Source organism: Streptomyces sp. NPDC003943, from assembly GCF_053605265.1.
In genome coordinates, this window is sequence record NZ_JBSGIW010000127.1 from 1 (window position 1) to 16124 (window position 16124).

Genomic DNA, 16124 nt, shown 5'->3' on the forward strand with positions numbered 1-16124 from the left:
GGACCTCCGCCGCCTCCGGCCGGACGGCGTCCCGGTTGCGGTAGATGGCGCGGAGCCACCCGCCCCTTTCCGCTTGTCCGTTTCTCCGTGCGGGACGCGCTCAGAACCAGCCGTCGAGCGCGACCTCCTCGCTCAGCCGCACGACCGGCCGACGGCCCGCGCTGCCGTCGTGAAGGAGCTTGACCCGGACGCCCGGACGCACCGCGTGCGGCGGCCCGTCGACCCGGCAGCGCACCACGAAGCCCTCGGTCATGTGGACCGGCCAGAGGTCGGCCTCGGCGGCGGTGAAGGCGCGGCGCACCGAGATCACGCCCTCCCCCGCGCTGAGTTCGGGCGCCAGGTCGGTGGACCCGCAGGTCGGGCAGAGCAGGCGCTGGAAGGTGGTGGTCTGGCACCAGCGGCAGCGCTGGAAGTAGAGCTCGGGCTCGGCGGCCGACTCGGCGTCGAGGACGGCGCCGGCCTGGCTCCGCAGGCCCGTGGATCCGGTGTGGAACACGATGGTTCTCCTTGCACTCGGCGGCTCAACCGTGCATGGAGCAAACATATGGCACTGAGTGCCAGCAAATAAAGACCTGAGTTCCCTCAATTGACGATACTGAGACCCCTCCGTGTCCTCAGTCGGTCCCGCCGCCGCCCCTCAGCCCTCGCCGAGACTCGCCTCCACCTCGCGCACCACGCGCCACATCGGTGTGGACCGCTTGGCGATCACCACGACCACGTCGTCCGGCTCCTGCTCCGCCGTCGTCCCGGCCGGCGCCGCCGCCGGGTCCCAGGTGGTGCGGACGAACTCCAGGGCGCGGTCGACCTCGGCCAGCGGGTCGCCCTCGCCGCCGGAGCGCAGCCAGTGGCGCAGCGCGTGGTTGTGGGCGGCGACGACGGCCGCGGCGACGACGTTGGCCCGCAGGGTGCCGTCGCGGCGGTCGGCGAAGCGGGTGCGCAGATAGTCGCCGAGGACCTTCTCGTATCGCCACACGACGGAGAGTTCGTACGTCCGCAGGCCCGCGACCTCGCGGGTGAGGCGGTAGCGCTGGACGGAGAAGGTCGGGTTCTCGGCGTACATCCGCATGACGAGCCGGGTGGCCTCGCAGACCCGCTCCAGCGGGTCGTCGCCGTCCTCGCTCGCGGCGAGGAACTCGGTCATGTCGGCGAGGCTCTGCTCGTGGTCGGGGAAGACCACGTCCTCCTTGGACGGGAAGTACCGGAAGAAGGACCTCCGGCCGACCCCGGCGGTCCTGACGATGTCGTCGACCGTCGTCTGCTCGTAGCCGCGCTCCAGGAAGAGCTGGAAGGCCGCCGCGACGAGGGAGTCACGCATCGAGGGCTTGGCGGGGTTGGTGCTCATACCCTCGAACCTAGCACTCGGATCCCTCGTGCGACGGCACTAGGTGCCACCAGCGGGATCAGCGGGCGGCCATGCGCAGGGCGCCGTCCATCCGGATGGTCTCACCGTTGAGGTAGTCGTGCTCGGCGATCATCGTGACCAGGCGGGCGTACTCCTCGGGGCGGGCGAGCCGCTGCGGGAAGGTGACGCTCGCGGCGAGCCCGGCGCGGATCTCGTCGCTGAAGCCGGCCATCATCGGGGTGTCGACGATGCCGGGGGCGACGGTCACGACCCGGATGCCGAACTGGGCGAGGTCGCGGGCGGCGGTGATGGTCATCCCGGCGACACCGGCCTTGGAGGCGGCGTACGCGATCTGGCCGACCTGGCCCTCGAAGGCCGCGATGGAGGCGGTGTTGACGACGAGTCCGCGCTGCCCGTTCTCGTCGGCCTCGCGCTTGGCGATGGCCTCGGCGGCGAGCCGCATGACGTTGAAGGTGCCGACCAGGTTGACGTCCAGGACCGTCCGGAACAGCTCCAGGTCGTGCGGGCCCTTGCGGCCGAGCACCCGGGCCGAGGGCGCGATGCCGGCGCAGTTCACGGCGAGCCGCAGCTCCGCCCCGTCCTCCTCGATCCGCGCGAGCGCGGCCCGCACCTGCTCCTCGTCGGTGACGTCGGCCGCGACCAGCGTGACGCCGTCCGCCGGCGCCTCGGCGCCCGCGACCGCCTTGTCGAGGTCGAGACCGTAGACCGTGGCGCCCTTGGCGGCGAGCGCGGCGGCCGTGGCGGCCCCGAGCCCCGAAGCGGCACCGGTGACGAGCGCGGCGGAACCTGCGATGTCCATGGATCTCCTCGTACGAACGCCGGCGGCGGGTGTCGGGCCGCCGGGTGTGGTGGGATGGCCGGCCACGGCGCCTCGTGAGCGCCCTTGGACCGGGCCGTGCGCGCCGGACCGAGGACCGGGCACGGTCGACGCCGCTCACCCTACCGAGCGGCGTCGATGTCGAGCAGTCGGTCCGGGCCCGGCCAGGGCCTCACGACCACTCGTACAGCTTGGCGTTCGACTTGCCGTTCGCGTCCACCTCGAACTCGTAGACTCCGGCGATCGAGTTGAGCCGGACGAAGCGCTCCGCGACGGTCTCGAAGTAGAGCGCGCCGCGCCAGCTCACGCTGCCGTTCTCGTTCAGGTGGCCGACACCGGTGCCGTGCCAGGTGACGGTCTCGCCCTCCTGCGTCATGGCGACGCCCTGGCCCTCGCCGTAGAGCGTGCCGTCGGCGCCCATGGCCGACTCGTACGTCCCCATGTCCTTGATCGGAACGCCGAGCATCGTCCCGGTCGCCTGGAACGACGCCTCGATCACCGCGTGCCCGCCGTCCGTGGACAGCACCCGCATCCCGGTTGTCTCGCCCTGTTCCTCGCCGATGAGCTCACCGAGCATGATGGGACTCCTCTCCGGTACCTACCGACGGATCGGGTCCCCTCTTCCGCTGTACGCCGCTTCCGGCACCCCGGCAACCGGAGGTCCGCCGGGAAAGCGGCGTCGCCCGGACACGCGTACGGATAGCCTGCGGCCATGATGCGCGCCTGGCTCCTGCCGCTCCTGCTCGTGCTCACCGGCGTCCTGGTGGCGGCCCCGATGGCCCTGCGCGGCTCGGCCGGCTCCGCCGCCCTCTTCCTGCTGGCGTTCGTGGTGTTCGCGGGGATGAACTCGCCCCTGGTGTTCCCGCGCTCGGTCGGCGCCGCCGAGGCGCTGCGGCGCAGCGCGGCCGACGGCCGCCCGGTCGTCTACTGGCGGCCGGGCTGCCAGTTCTGCCTGCGGCTGCGGCTCCGCCTGGGACGTGGCGCCCACCGGGCGCACTGGGTGAACATCTGGCGCGACCCGGAGGGCGCCGCTGCGGTACGGGCGGCCAACGCCGGCGACGAGACCGTCCCCACGGTCCTCGTGGCGGGCCGCCCGTACACCAACCCCGATCCGGCGTGGGTGCGGGAGCAGTTGCCCGCTACTTCGCGGCCGCCGAGAGCTGCCGGCTGATGACAAGACGCTGGATCTGGTTGGTCCCCTCGAAGATCTGCATGATCTTCGCCTCGCGCATGTAGCGCTCGGCCGGGAAGTCCCGCGTGTAGCCGTAGCCGCCGAGGACCTGGACGGCGTCCGTGGTGACCTTCATCGCGGTGTCGGTGGCGATGAGCTTGGCGGCGCTGGCCTGGCGGCTGAAGGGGCGGCCGAGGTCGCGGCGGCGGGCGGCGTCGAGGTAGGTGGCGCGGGCGGAGTCGACGGCGGCGGCCATGTCGGCGAGGAGGAAGCCGAGGCCCTGGTGGTCGATGATCTTCCGGCCGAAGGTGGTGCGCTCGTTGGCGTAGGCGACGGCGGCGTTCAGCGCGGCCTGGGCGAGGCCGGTGGCGCAGGCGGCGATGCCGAGGCGGCCGCCGTCGAGGGCGCTGAAGGCGATCTGGAGGCCCTGGCCCTCGGCTCCGATGCGCCGGTCGGCGTCGATGAGGGCGCCGTCCCAGTAGGCCGCGGTGGTGGGCACGGCCTGGAGGCCCATCTTGCGCTCGGGAGCGCCGAAGGAGAGCCCCTCGGCGGCGCCGGGCGCGAGGAAGCAGGAGATGCCGTGGCTGCCGGGGGCGGTGCGGGCGAAGAGGGAGTAGAAGCCGGCCTTGCCGCCGTGGGTGATCCACGCCTTGGTGCCGGTGATCCGGTACGCGGCGCCGCCGGTGCCGTCGGTGGTCCGCTCCGCCTTGCAGGAGAGCGCGGCGGCGTCGGAGCCGGCCTGCGGCTCGGAGAGGCTGTAGCCGCCGACGAGTCTGCCCTCGAGCATCTGCGGCAGCCAGCGCTCCTTCTGCTCGGCGGTGCCGAAGGCGTACAGCGGGTGGCAGGCGAGCGTGTGGACGCTGGTGGCGACGGCGATGGCGGCCCAGCGGGCGGCGAGCTCCTCCAGGACCTGGAGGTAGACCTCGTAGGGCTGGCCTCCGCCGCCGAACTCCTCCGGGTACGCGAGGCCGAGCAGCCCCGCCTCGCCGAGGGTCGCGAAGAGGCCCTCCGGGTACGCCTCCGCGGCCTCGTGCTCGTCGGCGCGGGGAGCGAGCTCCTTGTCGGCGATCTCCCGCGTGAGAGCGATGAGGTCCGCCGCCTCGGGGGTGGGAAGCAGACGGTCGACATCCATGGCGACTCCATCACGACGCAAAGGGTGGCTGCGAAAAACGAACGAAACGGATCACGGAGGCGGACCCGGACTGCGGATCCCGTGAAACGGTACTGCAAGGGGTACGGCAGTACCGGTTAGCGTAGCGCAGAAGGGTGATTCCGTAACCCCCCGAAGGGGTCGACCCGGCATACTGTTCGGGTGATCGAGACCTCCGCCGCACCCGCCCCCCGGCTCACCGGCCGGGGCGCCGCCCGGCGCTCCGAGCTCTTCGACGACCTGGTGGCGCTCCTGGTCGGCGAGGGCTTCGCCCAGCTGACCCTCGACGACCTCGCCGCCCGGCTGCGCTGCTCCAAGCGCACGCTCTACGGCCTCGCGGGCAGCAAGGAGCAGCTCGTCCGGGCCGCCGTGGTGCAGTTCTTCCGGCGCGCCACGGTGCGCGTCGAGGCGGTGCTGGCCGCGGCGACCGGTCCGGCCGAGCGCCTGGCCGCCTATCTGCGGGCCGTCGCCGCCGAACTGGCGCCCGTCTCACCGCAGTTCTTCGACGACGTGGCCGCCTTCGAGCCGGCCGCCGAGGTGTACGAGCGCAACACGCGCGCCGCGGCCGGGCGGGTGCAGGAGCTGATCGAGGAGGGCGTGACGGCGGGCGTCTTCCGTGACGTGCACGTGGCCTTCGCCGCCGACGTCATCTCGTCCGTGATGGTCCGCATCCAGCAGCGGCAGGTGGCCGCGGCGACCGGACTCGCGGACGCGGCGGCGTACGAGCAGCTCGCCCAGCTGCTCCTGAACGGGCTCCGCAAGGGCTGAGCCGCGCGCCCGGCGCGGCTTCGGGTCAGGCCACGGAGCCGATCCGGCCGTCCGGCTCGCGCGGGCCGTCGTGGTGGATCGGGGTGTGCGCGCCGGCGAGGGAGACGCCGCTGCCGCCGCGACGGGCGGCGACGATCTCGGCGCCGATGGAGAGCGCGGTCTCCTCGGGCGTACGGGCACCGAGGTCGAGGCCGATCGGGGAGCGCAGCCGGCCCAGTTCGAGCTCGGTGACGCCGACCTCGCGCAGCCGCCTGTTGCGGTCCTCATGGGTACGGCGGGAGCCCATCGCGCCGATGTAGGCGACGGGAAGCCCGAGAGCGGCGCGGAGCAGGGGGACGTCGAACCTGGGGTCGTGCGTCAGCACGCACAGCACGGTCCGGCCGTCGATCCCGCCTGCCGCGACGGCCGACTCCAGATAGCGGTGGGGCCAGTCGACGACGATCTCGTCGGCGTCGGGGAAGCGGGCCCGGGTCGTGAAGACGGGCCGGGCGTCGCAGACGGTCACGTGGTAGCCGAGGAACCTGCCGACCCTGGCCAGCGCGCCCGCGAAGTCGACGGCGCCGAAGACGATCATGCGGGGGGCGGGGACGGAGGCCTCGACGAGGAGGGTGACGGGCCGGCCGCAGCGGCTGCCGTCCTCGTCCGTCTCCACGGTCCCGGTGCGGCCCGCGTCCAGCATCGCGAGGGCCTCGCCGGCCGCGGTGCGGTCGAGCTCGGGGTGGCCGCCGAGCCCGCCCTCGTACGAACCGTCGGGGCGGACGAGCAGCGCCCGGCCCAGCAGTTCGCCGGGGCCCTCGACGACCCGGGCCAGGGCCGCCGCCTCCCCAAAGGCGGCGGCCCTGAGCGCGGCGGGGAAGACCCCGCCGCGCACCGGGGTGACGAGGATGTCGATGACCCCGCCGCAGGTCAGGCCGACCGCGAAGGCGTCCTCGTCGCTGTAGCCGAAGCGCTCGACGACCGTACGGCCGTCTTCGAGCGCCGCCCGGCACAGCTCGTACACGGCGCCCTCCACACATCCGCCGGAGACCGAGCCGACGGCCGTGCCTTCGCTGTCGACGGCGAGCCCGGCGCCCGGTTGCCTGGGTGCGCTGCCGCTGACGCCCACTACGGTGGCGACGGCGAACTCGCGGCCCTGCTCGACCCACCGGTGCAGCTCTTCGGCGATGTCCAGCATGGCGAGCTCCTCCAGGACCTACGGGTGTGGAGGGCGACGTTACCCGGGACGGGGCCCGGGTTCCGCCGGATCAGCGGGATCAGCCGACGCCGAGCCAGCTCTCGATGGGATGGATGGCGAAGTAGACGAGGAAGATGCCGGTCAGCGCCCACATGAAGCCGCCGACCTGCCGGGCCTTCCCCTGGGCGGTCTTGATCACCGCGTAGGAGATGACGCCGGCCGCGACACCGGTGGTGATGGTGTACGTGAAGGGCATGAGGACCACGGTGAGGAACACCGGGATCGCGACGGAGCGGTCGCTCCAGTCCACGTGCTTGGCGTTCTGCATCATCATCGAGCCGATGACGACCAGGGCGGCGGCGGCGACCTCCTGCGGCACGATCGTGGTGAGCGGCGTGAAGAAGAGGCACAGGGCGAAGAACCCGCCGGTGACCACGGAGGCGAGACCCGTGCGGGCGCCCTCGCCGACGCCGGTGGCGGACTCGACGAAGACGGTCTGGCCGGAGGCGCCGCCGACGCCGCCGAGGACACCGCCCGCGCCGTCGATGAACAGCGCCTTGGACAGGCCCGGCATCCGGCCCTGCGCGTCGGCGAGCTTGGCCTCGGTGCCGACGCCCAGGATGGTCGCCATGGCGTCGAAGAAGCCGGCCAGCACGAGGGTGAAGACGATCATGCTGATGCTGATGTAGCCGACGTCGCCCCAGCCGCTGAAGGACACGTTGCCGAGCAAGGAGAAGTCGGGCGCGGACACCGCGCTGCCGTGCAGCTCCGGCGGACCGGAGAACCACGCCTTGGCCGGGATGTCGGCGACCGCGTTGAGGATGGCCGCGACGACCGTGCCGCTGACGATGCCGATCAGGATCGCGCCGGGGATGTTGCGCGCCTGCAGCGCGAAGATCAGCAGCAGCGTGACGGCGAAGATCAGGACGGGCCAGCCCTGGAGCTCACCGGCCGGGCCAAGGGTGACCGGGCCGCCGGGAGCGGGGTTCTTGTGCACGAAGCCGGCCTTGACGAAGCCGATGATCGTGATGAAGAGACCGATGCCGATGGTGATGGCGTGCTTGAGCGCGAGGGGGATCGCGTTCATGATCATCTCACGCAGGCCGGTGACGACCAGAAGGCAGATCACCGCGCCGTACGCCACGGACATGCCCATGGCCTGCGGCCAGGTCATGACCGGGACGACCTGCGAGGCCATCACACCGGAGACGCTGAGACCGGCCGCGAGGGCCAGCGGGACCTTGCCCCAGAAGCCCATGAGGAGCGTGGTCACGGCCGCGCACAGGGCGGTGGCGGTGATCAGCGCGGCCTGGCCGAGCTGGTTTCCGGCGACGTCCTTGCCGGAGAGGATCAGGGGGTTGAGCAGGAGAATGTACGCCATCGCCATGAAGGTGGTGACGCCGCCGCGGATCTCCGTCGCGACGGTGGATCCTCTCTCCGAGATGTGAAAGTACCGGTCGAGCCAGGACCTTCCGGCGGGGTTGCGCGAGCCGTTGCCCGCGTCCTCCGCCGTGGTCTCCGGCTCCACTGACGACTGGGTCATGGGGCCTACTCCCAAGGTTCAAAGGGGCACCCGCATCGAATCCGTGAGCGCGGGTGCGCGTGGACTGCGGGATTTGGGATTTCCAGTTGGCTGCACGACCCGGGGGACGGCCCGAGACGAACGGGGTGAATCGGTACTGCTGGTACAGCGGTTGCCGCGGTTACGGCTGGTACTGCGGTAACCGCCGCTGTCCGGTGCCGGTCAGGTGCTCGGCGAAGTCGATCTCGACAATGACGTCCGTACGGCCGGCGAGGGGCAGGGCCCGGGAGGCGGGGCGAAGGAGCTGCATGTCGGCCCTCCTCCCTTCGACGATCTCTTCACGTGCTGTTAACGCGGACTGTGTGGCCTAGTACACAAGCCCCGATCGCCAGGGTGCAGTGACAGAAACCATGAAGCGGTTGGCCGGTCGCCGCCACCGTCTTGTAGATTCGAACGAAAGGCGGGGAACAAGGGCCTCGCCGTTTCCCGCTGGAAACGGTGGCCACAGGTCACCGATCACAACGCGACATCCATCACCATCGAACACCCACCACCACTGACGAGAAGAACGGCGGCGAGATCATGCGGCTGCGCGCACTGCTGGAGAACGACGCGCTGGGCCTGCGGCTGCTCGGCGGCGAGGAGGAGCTGGACCGCTCCGTCCGGGGCGTCATGACCACGGACCTCAAGGATCCCAGCCGCTACCTGTCCGGTGGCGAGCTGGTCCTCACCGGCCTCGCCTGGATGCGGGAGCCGGCCGACGCGGAGCCCTTCGTGCGGACCCTGGCCTCGGCCGGGGTGGCCGCGCTCGCCGCGGGCGAGGCCGAACTCGGCGACATCCCGGAAGATCTCGTACAGGCGTGTTCTCGCCACCGGCTTCCGCTGTTCGCAGTTCACGAGTCGGTTGCGTTCGCGACGATCACCGAGCATGTTGTTCGACAGGTCTCCGGCGAACGGGCGGGCGACCTGGCCGCTGTCGTAGACCGACACAGGCGCCTGATGACCTCCGGTCCGGCGGGCGGCGGACCCGAGGTCGTCCTGGACCTCCTGGGCTCCGACCTCGACCTGCGGGCCTGGGTGCTCTCCCCCACCGGCCGCCAGATCGCGGGCGCCGGCGAGCCCCTCGACCCGGCTCTCGCCGCCACCCTGGCAGGCGAGCACCTGGCGGCCACCCGCACCGGCCGGCGCGGCCCGCACCGGCTCACCGCCGGCGGCACGCCCTACTCGCTCTTCCCGATCCGCAACACCGGCCGCGGCGCGGCGCCGGCCTCCCGCGACGTGCGCGAGACCGTGCTCTCCGACTGGCTGCTCGCCGTCGAGGCCGACGCGAGCGACTGGCCGGCCGCCCGGCTCGACCTGCTGCAGGGCGTCACCCAGCTGATCGCCGTGGAGCGCGACCGGCGCGACGCGGCCCGTACGGTACGGCGCCGGCTCGCCCAGGAGGTCCTGGAGCTGGTGCAGACGGGCGCCGCGCCCGCCGAGATCGCCGCCCGCCTGCGGGTCGCCGCGCCGGTGCTGCTGCCGGGACTCGGCACCGCGCCGCACTGGCAGGTCGTCGTCGCCCGGGTCGAGTGGGAGCAGGAGGCCGGGCAGAGCCCGGTCGACAGCGGGCCCATCGCCCAGGCGCTCCTGGAGGAGATCCTGGTCGACCCGGCCACCACCGGCCCCGACTCCGCCGACCGGATCGCCGTCGCGCACAGCGGCGACGAGGCCATCGCGCTCGTCCCGCTGGCCGCGGCGCCGCTGCCGGACAGCGAGGACGACCTCCCGTCGGTGTCCCTCGGGCTGCACGCCGACGCGCTGCTCACCGCCGTGCGCGCCCCGCTGTCCGCCGGGCTCGCCGACGACGGCCGGCTCACCCTGGGCGTCAGCGCCGCCGTGCACTCCGCCGAGGGGCTGCGCGGCGCCCTGGAGGAGGCCCGGCACGCCCGCCGTGTCGCCGCCGCCCGTCCGGGCCGGGTCTGCGCGGCCGGCCACCACGAGCTGGCCTCGCACGTCCTGCTGCTGCCCTTCGTCCCGGACGACGTCCGGCGCGCCTTCACGGCCCGCCTCCTGGACCCGCTGCGCGACTACGACCGGCGGCACCGCGCGGAGCTCATCCCGACCCTGGAGGCGTTCCTGGACTGCGACGGCTCCTGGACCCGCTGCGCGACCCGGCTCCACCTGCACGTGAACACGCTGCGCTACCGGGTGGGCCGGATCGAACAGCTCACCGGCCGGGACCTGTCCCGCCTGGAGGACAAGCTGGACTTCTTCCTGGCCCTGCGCATGAGCTGAACGGGTGAACGCGCGACGCGCGCGAAGGGCTTCATCTCATCGGGTGACCAGGTGAGCTGACGGGGCGGCAGGAAACTGCCGCCCCTAGCCGTTCCCGGCCGCGTTCCGCCACCCTTCCCCTTTGTGAAAAGTTTCACCCGACCCCTTGGCCCACGCCTTCGGTTCGTGCTGAGATTCCCCCCTACTCAGCTCGATGGCGTGCTCGGGGAGGGCAATGTGGCGTACGGCCGGGGAACCCCACTGGAGACCGCGGTCTGGAGGCTTCGCTCCCGCGGCTGCTGGACGGACGCCGCCGAACTCCTCACGCCCCGGGCGGCCGAACCGGCCGCGGCCCTGGAGCGGGCGGCCCTGCTGATCGAGCGCTGCCTCTACACCGAGCAGGGCTGGGCCGAGGCCGAGGAGGCACTGCGCGCGGCGGAGGCGGTCGCCCGGACCGACGAGGAACGCGGAGCGGCGGCCTGCGAACGCGGCTACCTCGCCTACGCGTCCACCCTGCTGGGCGTACGGGACCGGGCCGACGAGGCCCGCGCGGCGCTCGGCCGCGCGGCCGCCCTGATCGGCCCCGAGACCGCTGGCCGCGCGCTCCTCGACTTCCGCCGCGGCCTGATGGCCCAGAACCTCGCCAACTCCCCGCAGGCGGCCCGCGCCGCCTACCGCCGCGCCCACGCGGGCGCGACCGCCCACGAGGACGAGCTGCTGCTCTCCTTCACCTGGCGCCACCTCGCCGGACTCGCCCTGCGCGAGGGCGAGTTGGCCGAGGCCCGGCACGGCTTCGCCGAATCCCTGCGCATCCGCGAGGAGTTGGGCTACCTGGTCGGCACCGCGCCTGCCCTCGCCTCTCTCGCCGACACGGAACCCGAACCGGAAGCGGGCCGCCTCCGCGCCGAGGCGGGCCGGCTGTTCCGCCTCCTGGGCGGCGTACCGACGTGGCTGGCGGCGCAGTTAAAGCCGCACCCGGCGATCTGACGGTCCAGGGGCCAGGAGTGGCCCCCCGGGCGTCACGCGCCCCGCCGCTCCAGGCGGACGAGCACCTCGTCGAGGCCCAGCACCATCGCACCGTCCTCCGTCACCGCGACGGCCCGCACCGGCGGCCCGGGCCGGAAGGCGAGCCGATCGGCCTGCTCAAGGCGCCGGAACTCCACCGTCCCGTCGGCCCACGCGGCGGCGAGGACAGGTCCGTGCGGCGTCTCGACGGCGTCCAGGGAGACGACGGGCGACGCGCGCTCGGCGAGCGGGGCCGGGTCGGGCTCGGTGCCGGGCGTCCACAACCGGACGGCCCCGTCGGCACCGCCGCTGCACACGAAGGGCGTCGCGGACTCGACGGCGGCGACGGCGGTGACCCGCCCGCTGTGCAGGGCCGCCTGGTGCAGCCCGGTGAGCCCGAAGGCGTGCACGGAGCCCAGCCGGTCCCCCACCACCACCGACCCGGCGATCGCGGCGAGCGCGGTACCGGGGTGCCGGCTGAGCGTGGCGGAGACGGCCTCGGTGAGCCGGTGCAGATAGGGCGCGCGCGGCTCCCGGCCCGGCACCGTGTGCAGCCGGCCGCGCTCGTCGAGGAGCAGCACCGTCCCGTCGGGCGCGGGCGCGAGCGCCCCGACCCGCCCGGTGACGGGATGGTCGAGCCGCCCGAGCGCGCGGGCGTCGGCCGCGCCGACGAGCCGCACCGCGCCGCCGAGATCGGCGACGAGCAGCGTGCCGCCCTGCGCGGCGAGCGCGGCGACCGGCCCGGGCCAGGGCGGGGCGATGTCACCGGCCACGCGGGTCCACCGCACGCGCCAGGGCGATGCGGCGGCGAGTTCGTCGAGGGCGGGCCGCAGCCGGGGGTCGGCGCCGTCCCCGAGGACGGCGAGCAGCCCGAGCGCCCGGTCGCTCGGGGCGGGCGCCGCGCACAGTGCCTGCCCGGCCCGCAGCCAGGCGGCCCGCAGCCCGCCGTGCTCGTCCCAGGGCTCCGGGTCCCGTATGTACCCGGTGGTCACGGCGACGGGGTCGGCGCCGCAGACGGCGACGGGATCGGAGAGGTCCACGGCGGACCGACCGAGCACGGCGGACGAGCCGGACGCGGCGGAGGCACCGGACCCGGCGGACCCGCCAGAGGTGCCGGACCCAGCCGACGCACCGGACCTGGCAGACCGGCCAGACGCGGCAGACGGACTGGACCCGGCAGACGCGGTAGACGAGCCGGACCCCGCGGACCCGCCAGAGGTGCCGGACGCGGCGGAGGGACCGGACCCGGCAGACGCACCGGACGCGACGGACCGGCCGGAACGGCCGGAACGGCCGGACGCGGCGGTCGGGCCGGGCACGGTCGAGGGGTCGGCGGTTGCTTCGTCGTCCTCCCCGTCCACCTCCGCGACCCGACCCGCCGCCGCCAGCGTCTCGTGCTCCGGTGTACCCGGCCGCACCTCCACGACCAGCCGCACCCGCCCGAGCCGCGCCAGATCCGCGAGCAGCGCGGCGACGGCCTCCGGTTCGGCGGCGGAGTGCAGGGCGGGAAGGAGCAGCACGGTGCGGGCGGCGCGCCCGGTCTCGGTGGTGGCGAGGGCGCGGACGAGGTCGGCGGGCGACGTGGCGACGACGCCGAGCCGGTCGGCGACGGCCCACGCGGTGCCGAGGGCGGTGCGTCCGGTGAGCGGGACGAGCGCGCGGGCGGTACGGCGGCGGCCGGCGCCGCGCGGGCCGTGCCCGGCGAGCCAGACGAGCAGCCCGGGGCCGCCGGTGACGAGGCAGAGGCGCGGGGCCTCGGGGTCGGTGAGCCAGCCGAGCAGGGCCGCGGCCCCTGGGCGCTCCGCGCGGACGGACGGCATGATCACCTCTCGGTCGGCGCGGTCATGACGAGCGGTACAAACGAAGAGACCCTGTCGCTGTCGACCTTAGTCGTCAGTCCTGCGCTCCGGTGAAGTGCTCGCGTACGAGTGACGAAACGACCGGAAGATCCTGGGCGATCAGGGCGTCGAGCAGGGCGGTGTGCTCGGCGGCGTCGGCGACGAGTTCGGCGTGCCGGGTGACGGGGGCGCTGACGAGGGGCCACTGGGAGCGGCGGTGGAGGTCGTCGGCGATGAGGAGGAGCTGCTCGTTGCCGGCGAGGGAGAGGACGGCGCGGTGGAAGGCGCGGTCGGTCTCGGCGTAGTGGGCGCGGTCGCCGCGGGCGGCGGCGCCGGCGGTGGCCTCGGCGAGCGGGCGGAGTTCGGCCCAGCGGGCGGCGGGGACGGTACGGGCGAGCCGGAGCATGACGGGGACCTCGATCAGGGCCCGGACCTCGGCGAGCTCGGCGAGTTCGCGCGGGGTGCGTTCGGTGACCCGGAAGCCGCGGTTGGGGACGACCTCGACGGCGCCTTCGGTGGCGAGCTGCTGCATGGCTTCGCGGACGGGGGTGGCGGAGACGCCGAAGCGTTCGGCGAGGACGGGGGCGGAGTAGACCTCGCCGGGGACGAGCTCGCCGCCGACGAGGGCGAGGCGCAGGGCCTGGAGGATCTGGCCGCGCACGGAGTGCCGGCGTACGGGGCGGGGGGCGAGCCCGGGGGCGGGCGGCTCGCTGTGGGTGTGCTCGCCGCGCGCGTGAGCCTGCGCCCGTACCGCGGGTGCCTGGGCCTGCGCCTGCGACTCGGCCGGGGACTGGTCCCGCCCCTGCCCCTGGTCCTGCCCCTGGCCTCGCCCCTGCCCCTGTTCGGGGACCCGCGGCGTATCGGCGTACGCCTCACCGGCCCCGTACGTCTCGTACGCCGCCTGCTCCACCCGGGTCCTCCTGCGCCTTCGTGCCGGGCCCGGCTCGCGGTGCCGGGGTCCCCCGTGCACGATAGGCGGACGGCGTCGCAGTTCAAACACCGTACGCATCGGGTAAGGTAAGGCTAACCTGCTAACGATCGCGATTCGGTGGTCCCGTATGGCCGTGCCCGCTCTGCTGCCGTCTGCCCCCGCGTCCCCCGCTTCCGCGACCCCCGTCGCCGCGGCCCCCGCCCCCGCCTCGCCCGTCACGGCCGCCTACGCCCGGCTCGGCGAGGTCTTCACCGCCCTGCGGATCACCGAGCGGGCGGCGGACGAGGGGATGCCGCAGGGCACGGAGTGGGTCGGCGCGACGGAGCTGGCCGCGGGCGGGGACGGGCTGGACGCCTTCCTCGCCTGGGACGAGGCGCAGGTGCGGCGGGACTACGGGCGTACGGCGCGCCCGGACGTGGTCGCGAGCTTCGGGCTGCACCGCTACGCCTGGCCGGTCTGCCTCCTGGTCACCCTCCCCTGGTTCCTGCACCGCCGGGCGCCACGGCTGCCCGCCCGGAACGTGGCCTTCGAGCGTGCGCGCGGGCGGCTCGCGGTCCGCGTGGAGGAGTTCGCGTGTCTGCCCGGCGATCCGGCGGCGGCCCTGCCCGGCGCGCGGGTGGTGGCCGACGAGGAGGCGTTGCGGGCGGAGGTGCGGGGGGCGCTCGCCGAGCACTTCGAGGCGTTGCTCGCCGGCTTCGGGCCCCGGATGAGGCGCGGCCGCCGGACCTTGTGGGGCATGGTGACGGACGAGATCGTCGAGGGCCTCTGGTACGTCGCGGCGCTGCTGGGCGAGGAGGACCGGGCGCTGGCCGAGCTGGAGCGGCTGCTGCCGGGGACGGCCAAGCCGTACGTGGGGGCCGCGGGCTTCCGGGAGCTGCCGGGCTCGGCGGAGGCGTGCGGCGCGGCCCGGGCGACCCGGGACCGGGCGACCTGCTGCCTGTTCTACACGCTGCGGCCCGAGGACACCTGCCTCACCTGCCCGCGGACGGCCGACCCCGAGCGGGTCCGCCGGCTCGCGGCGACCGCCTGACCACCCCTTGCTCTTACGCCACTCCCAGGGGTGGCGTCCGTCGAACACAACTCACGCTTCTCGCCCGCCCGTTCGACCAGATCGCACCTATTCGCATGCCGTACGACCCCGATGGCGTGCTCTTGCCCCGAAACCCCGTGGCCGCCCCTCCGGGTCGGCCAGTATGGGCGGCCGTACCGCCCTACTGCGAGGCAAGGGACATCGCAATGAGACTGACCGACATATCGCTCGACTGGCTGCTTCCGGGCGGCGTGATGGTGGCGGGAGTCCTGACGGCGGTGGCGGTGCTCGCGCGCGGCAAGCGCGCCGGTGACCAGGCCGCGGCCGACGACTCCTGGGAGCGCAGCGAGGAACGCCGCAGGCGCAAGGAGGCCGTCTACGGCACCGCCTCCTACGTCCTGCTCTTCTGCTGCGCCGCGGTCGCGGCGGCGCTCTCCTTCCACGGGCTCGTCGGCTTCGGCCGGCAGAACCTCAACCTCTCCGGGGGCTGGGAGTACCTGGTCCCCTTCGGCCTCGACGGCGCCGCGATGTTCTGCTCGGTGCTCGCCGTCCGGGAGGCCAGCCACGGTGACGCGGCACTCGGCTCGCGCATGCTCGTCTGGATGTTCGCGGGGGCCGCGGCCTGGTTCAACTGGGTGCACGCGCCGCGGGGCGTCGCCCACGCGGGCGCCCCGCAGTTCTTCGCGGGGATGTCGCTGTCGGCCGCGGTGCTCTTCGACCGGGCGCTGAAGCAGACCAGGCGGGCGGCGCTGCGCGAGCAGGGCCTGATCCCGCGGCCGCTGCCGCAGATCCGGATGGTCCGCTGGCTGCGGGCGCCCCGGGAGACCTTCGGCGCCTGGTCACTGATGCTCCTGGAAGGCGTGCGGACGCTGGACGAGGCCGTGGACGAGGTGCGCGAGGACCGGCGGGAGAAGGAGCAGGACCGCATCCGCCGGCGGGAGCAGGCCAAGCTGGACCGGGCGCGGCTGAAGGCGCTCAGCCGGCAGCACCGCGCGTTCGGCCGGGGTGGCAGTCGGCGAACTCGTCGCGGGAGACCGCGGCCAGCGTGGTACGGGCGATGACGAGCCGACGTGCGACCACCAGCTCGGCCAACTCGTCC

General features: G+C 73.9%; 15 protein-coding genes and 1 pseudogene. 6 read left to right on the forward strand and 10 right to left on the reverse strand.

The genetic code is table 11. The annotated features are described in order from the left end of the window. Positions 1 to 100: 100 nt before the first annotated feature. From ACWEV0_RS33185 to ACWEV0_RS33200, 4 genes are all read right to left on the reverse strand, one after another. A complete protein-coding gene (locus ACWEV0_RS33185; protein WP_403801621.1) occupies positions 101 to 496 on the reverse strand; it encodes a Zn-ribbon domain-containing OB-fold protein in 396 nt (131 codons plus the stop codon). A 141-nt stretch (positions 497 to 637) separates the two neighbouring features. Then, positions 638 to 1342 (reverse strand): TetR family transcriptional regulator, encoded by a 705-nt coding sequence (locus ACWEV0_RS33190; protein WP_453153464.1) that lies wholly within the window; start codon positions 1340 to 1342, stop codon positions 638 to 640. Positions 1343 to 1400: 58 nt separating this feature from the next. Then, positions 1401 to 2162, reverse strand: a complete 762-nt coding sequence (locus ACWEV0_RS33195) for an SDR family NAD(P)-dependent oxidoreductase (RefSeq protein ID WP_453153465.1) — start codon at positions 2160 to 2162, stop codon at positions 1401 to 1403. Between the two features lie 190 nt (positions 2163 to 2352). Continuing rightward, positions 2353 to 2757, reverse strand: a complete 405-nt coding sequence (locus ACWEV0_RS33200) for a hypothetical protein (protein ID WP_453153466.1) — start codon at positions 2755 to 2757, stop codon at positions 2353 to 2355. A 135-nt stretch (positions 2758 to 2892) separates the two neighbouring features. Here ACWEV0_RS33200 and ACWEV0_RS33205 point away from each other — a divergent pair, with 135 nt between their 5' ends. Next, positions 2893 to 3351, forward strand: a complete 459-nt coding sequence (locus ACWEV0_RS33205) for a glutaredoxin domain-containing protein (RefSeq protein WP_453153467.1) — start codon at positions 2893 to 2895, stop codon at positions 3349 to 3351. On the opposite strand, the gene ACWEV0_RS33210 is transcribed toward ACWEV0_RS33205, so the two are convergent. Next, positions 3320 to 4483, reverse strand: a complete 1164-nt coding sequence (locus tag ACWEV0_RS33210; RefSeq protein WP_453153468.1) for an acyl-CoA dehydrogenase family protein — start codon at positions 4481 to 4483, stop codon at positions 3320 to 3322. The two genes, ACWEV0_RS33205 and ACWEV0_RS33210, sit on opposite strands and share 32 nt — an antisense overlap. 180 nt (positions 4484 to 4663) lie before the next feature. Between ACWEV0_RS33210 and ACWEV0_RS33215 the strand changes: the two genes are divergently transcribed. After that, on the forward strand, positions 4664 to 5269 hold the full coding sequence (locus ACWEV0_RS33215) for a TetR/AcrR family transcriptional regulator (protein WP_453153469.1): 606 nt from the start codon (positions 4664 to 4666) through the stop codon (positions 5267 to 5269). A 25-nt stretch (positions 5270 to 5294) separates the two neighbouring features. Here the strand turns inward: ACWEV0_RS33215 and ACWEV0_RS33220 are convergent, their stop codons facing one another. From ACWEV0_RS33220 to ACWEV0_RS33230, 3 genes are all read right to left on the reverse strand, one after another. Continuing rightward, on the reverse strand, positions 5295 to 6443 hold the full coding sequence (locus tag ACWEV0_RS33220; protein WP_453153470.1) for an XdhC family protein: 1149 nt from the start codon (positions 6441 to 6443) through the stop codon (positions 5295 to 5297). A gap of 79 nt (positions 6444 to 6522) precedes the next feature. Beyond that, positions 6523 to 7986 (reverse strand): NCS2 family permease, encoded by a 1464-nt coding sequence (locus ACWEV0_RS33225; RefSeq protein WP_453153471.1) that lies wholly within the window; start codon positions 7984 to 7986, stop codon positions 6523 to 6525. A gap of 160 nt (positions 7987 to 8146) precedes the next feature. Continuing rightward, entirely contained in the window at positions 8147 to 8275 is a 129-nt protein-coding gene (locus ACWEV0_RS33230) for a hypothetical protein (RefSeq protein WP_453153472.1), read from the reverse strand. Between the two features lie 272 nt (positions 8276 to 8547). Between ACWEV0_RS33230 and ACWEV0_RS33235 the strand changes: the two genes are divergently transcribed. Beyond that, positions 8548 to 10242, forward strand: a complete 1695-nt coding sequence (locus ACWEV0_RS33235) for a PucR family transcriptional regulator (protein WP_453153473.1) — start codon at positions 8548 to 8550, stop codon at positions 10240 to 10242. A gap of 198 nt (positions 10243 to 10440) precedes the next feature. Then, positions 10441 to 11208 (forward strand): hypothetical protein, encoded by a 768-nt coding sequence (locus ACWEV0_RS33240; RefSeq protein WP_453153474.1) that lies wholly within the window; start codon positions 10441 to 10443, stop codon positions 11206 to 11208. A 32-nt stretch (positions 11209 to 11240) separates the two neighbouring features. Here the strand turns inward: ACWEV0_RS33240 and ACWEV0_RS33245 are convergent, their stop codons facing one another. Beyond that, positions 11241 to 13046: a WD40 repeat domain-containing protein gene (locus tag ACWEV0_RS33245; protein ID WP_453153475.1), complete on the reverse strand. Its 1806-nt coding sequence runs from the start codon at positions 13044 to 13046 to the stop codon at positions 11241 to 11243. Between the two features lie 73 nt (positions 13047 to 13119). After that, positions 13120 to 13974 carry a GntR family transcriptional regulator gene (locus tag ACWEV0_RS33250; protein WP_453153476.1) on the reverse strand — a complete coding sequence of 285 codons (855 nt, stop codon included), beginning with the start codon at positions 13972 to 13974 and terminating at the stop codon, positions 13120 to 13122. Between the two features lie 148 nt (positions 13975 to 14122). Between ACWEV0_RS33250 and ACWEV0_RS33255 the strand changes: the two genes are divergently transcribed. Both ACWEV0_RS33255 and ACWEV0_RS33260 read left to right on the forward strand, forming a co-directional pair. Further along, positions 14123 to 15025: a (2Fe-2S)-binding protein gene (locus ACWEV0_RS33255; RefSeq protein WP_453153477.1), complete on the forward strand. Its 903-nt coding sequence runs from the start codon at positions 14123 to 14125 to the stop codon at positions 15023 to 15025. A 206-nt stretch (positions 15026 to 15231) separates the two neighbouring features. Next, positions 15232 to 16044, forward strand: a pseudogene (locus ACWEV0_RS33260) (DUF2637 domain-containing protein); the annotation flags it as partial. Between the last annotated feature and the right edge of the window lie 80 nt (positions 16045 to 16124).

Bases quoted from the DNA above. Each gene is read 5' to 3' on its own strand.
- ACWEV0_RS33225 (WP_453153471.1), bottom strand. From the start codon at position 7,986: ATGACCCAGTCGTCAGTGGAGCCGGAGACCACGGCGGAGGACGCGGGC.
- ACWEV0_RS33210 (WP_453153468.1), bottom strand. From the start codon at position 4,483: ATGGATGTCGACCGTCTGCTTCCCACCCCCGAGGCGGCGGACCTCATC.
- ACWEV0_RS33235 (WP_453153473.1), top strand. From the start codon at position 8,548: ATGCGGCTGCGCGCACTGCTGGAGAACGACGCGCTGGGCCTGCGGCTG.
- ACWEV0_RS33245 (WP_453153475.1), bottom strand. From the start codon at position 13,046: ATGCCGTCCGTCCGCGCGGAGCGCCCAGGGGCCGCGGCCCTGCTCGGC.
- ACWEV0_RS33205 (WP_453153467.1), top strand. From the start codon at position 2,893: ATGATGCGCGCCTGGCTCCTGCCGCTCCTGCTCGTGCTCACCGGCGTC.
- ACWEV0_RS33230 (WP_453153472.1), bottom strand. From the start codon at position 8,275: ATGCAGCTCCTTCGCCCCGCCTCCCGGGCCCTGCCCCTCGCCGGCCGT.
- ACWEV0_RS33255 (WP_453153477.1), top strand. From the start codon at position 14,123: ATGGCCGTGCCCGCTCTGCTGCCGTCTGCCCCCGCGTCCCCCGCTTCC.
- ACWEV0_RS33220 (WP_453153470.1), bottom strand. From the start codon at position 6,443: ATGCTGGACATCGCCGAAGAGCTGCACCGGTGGGTCGAGCAGGGCCGC.
- ACWEV0_RS33195 (WP_453153465.1), bottom strand. From the start codon at position 2,162: ATGGACATCGCAGGTTCCGCCGCGCTCGTCACCGGTGCCGCTTCGGGG.
- ACWEV0_RS33190 (WP_453153464.1), bottom strand. From the start codon at position 1,342: ATGAGCACCAACCCCGCCAAGCCCTCGATGCGTGACTCCCTCGTCGCG.
- ACWEV0_RS33200 (WP_453153466.1), bottom strand. From the start codon at position 2,757: ATGCTCGGTGAGCTCATCGGCGAGGAACAGGGCGAGACAACCGGGATG.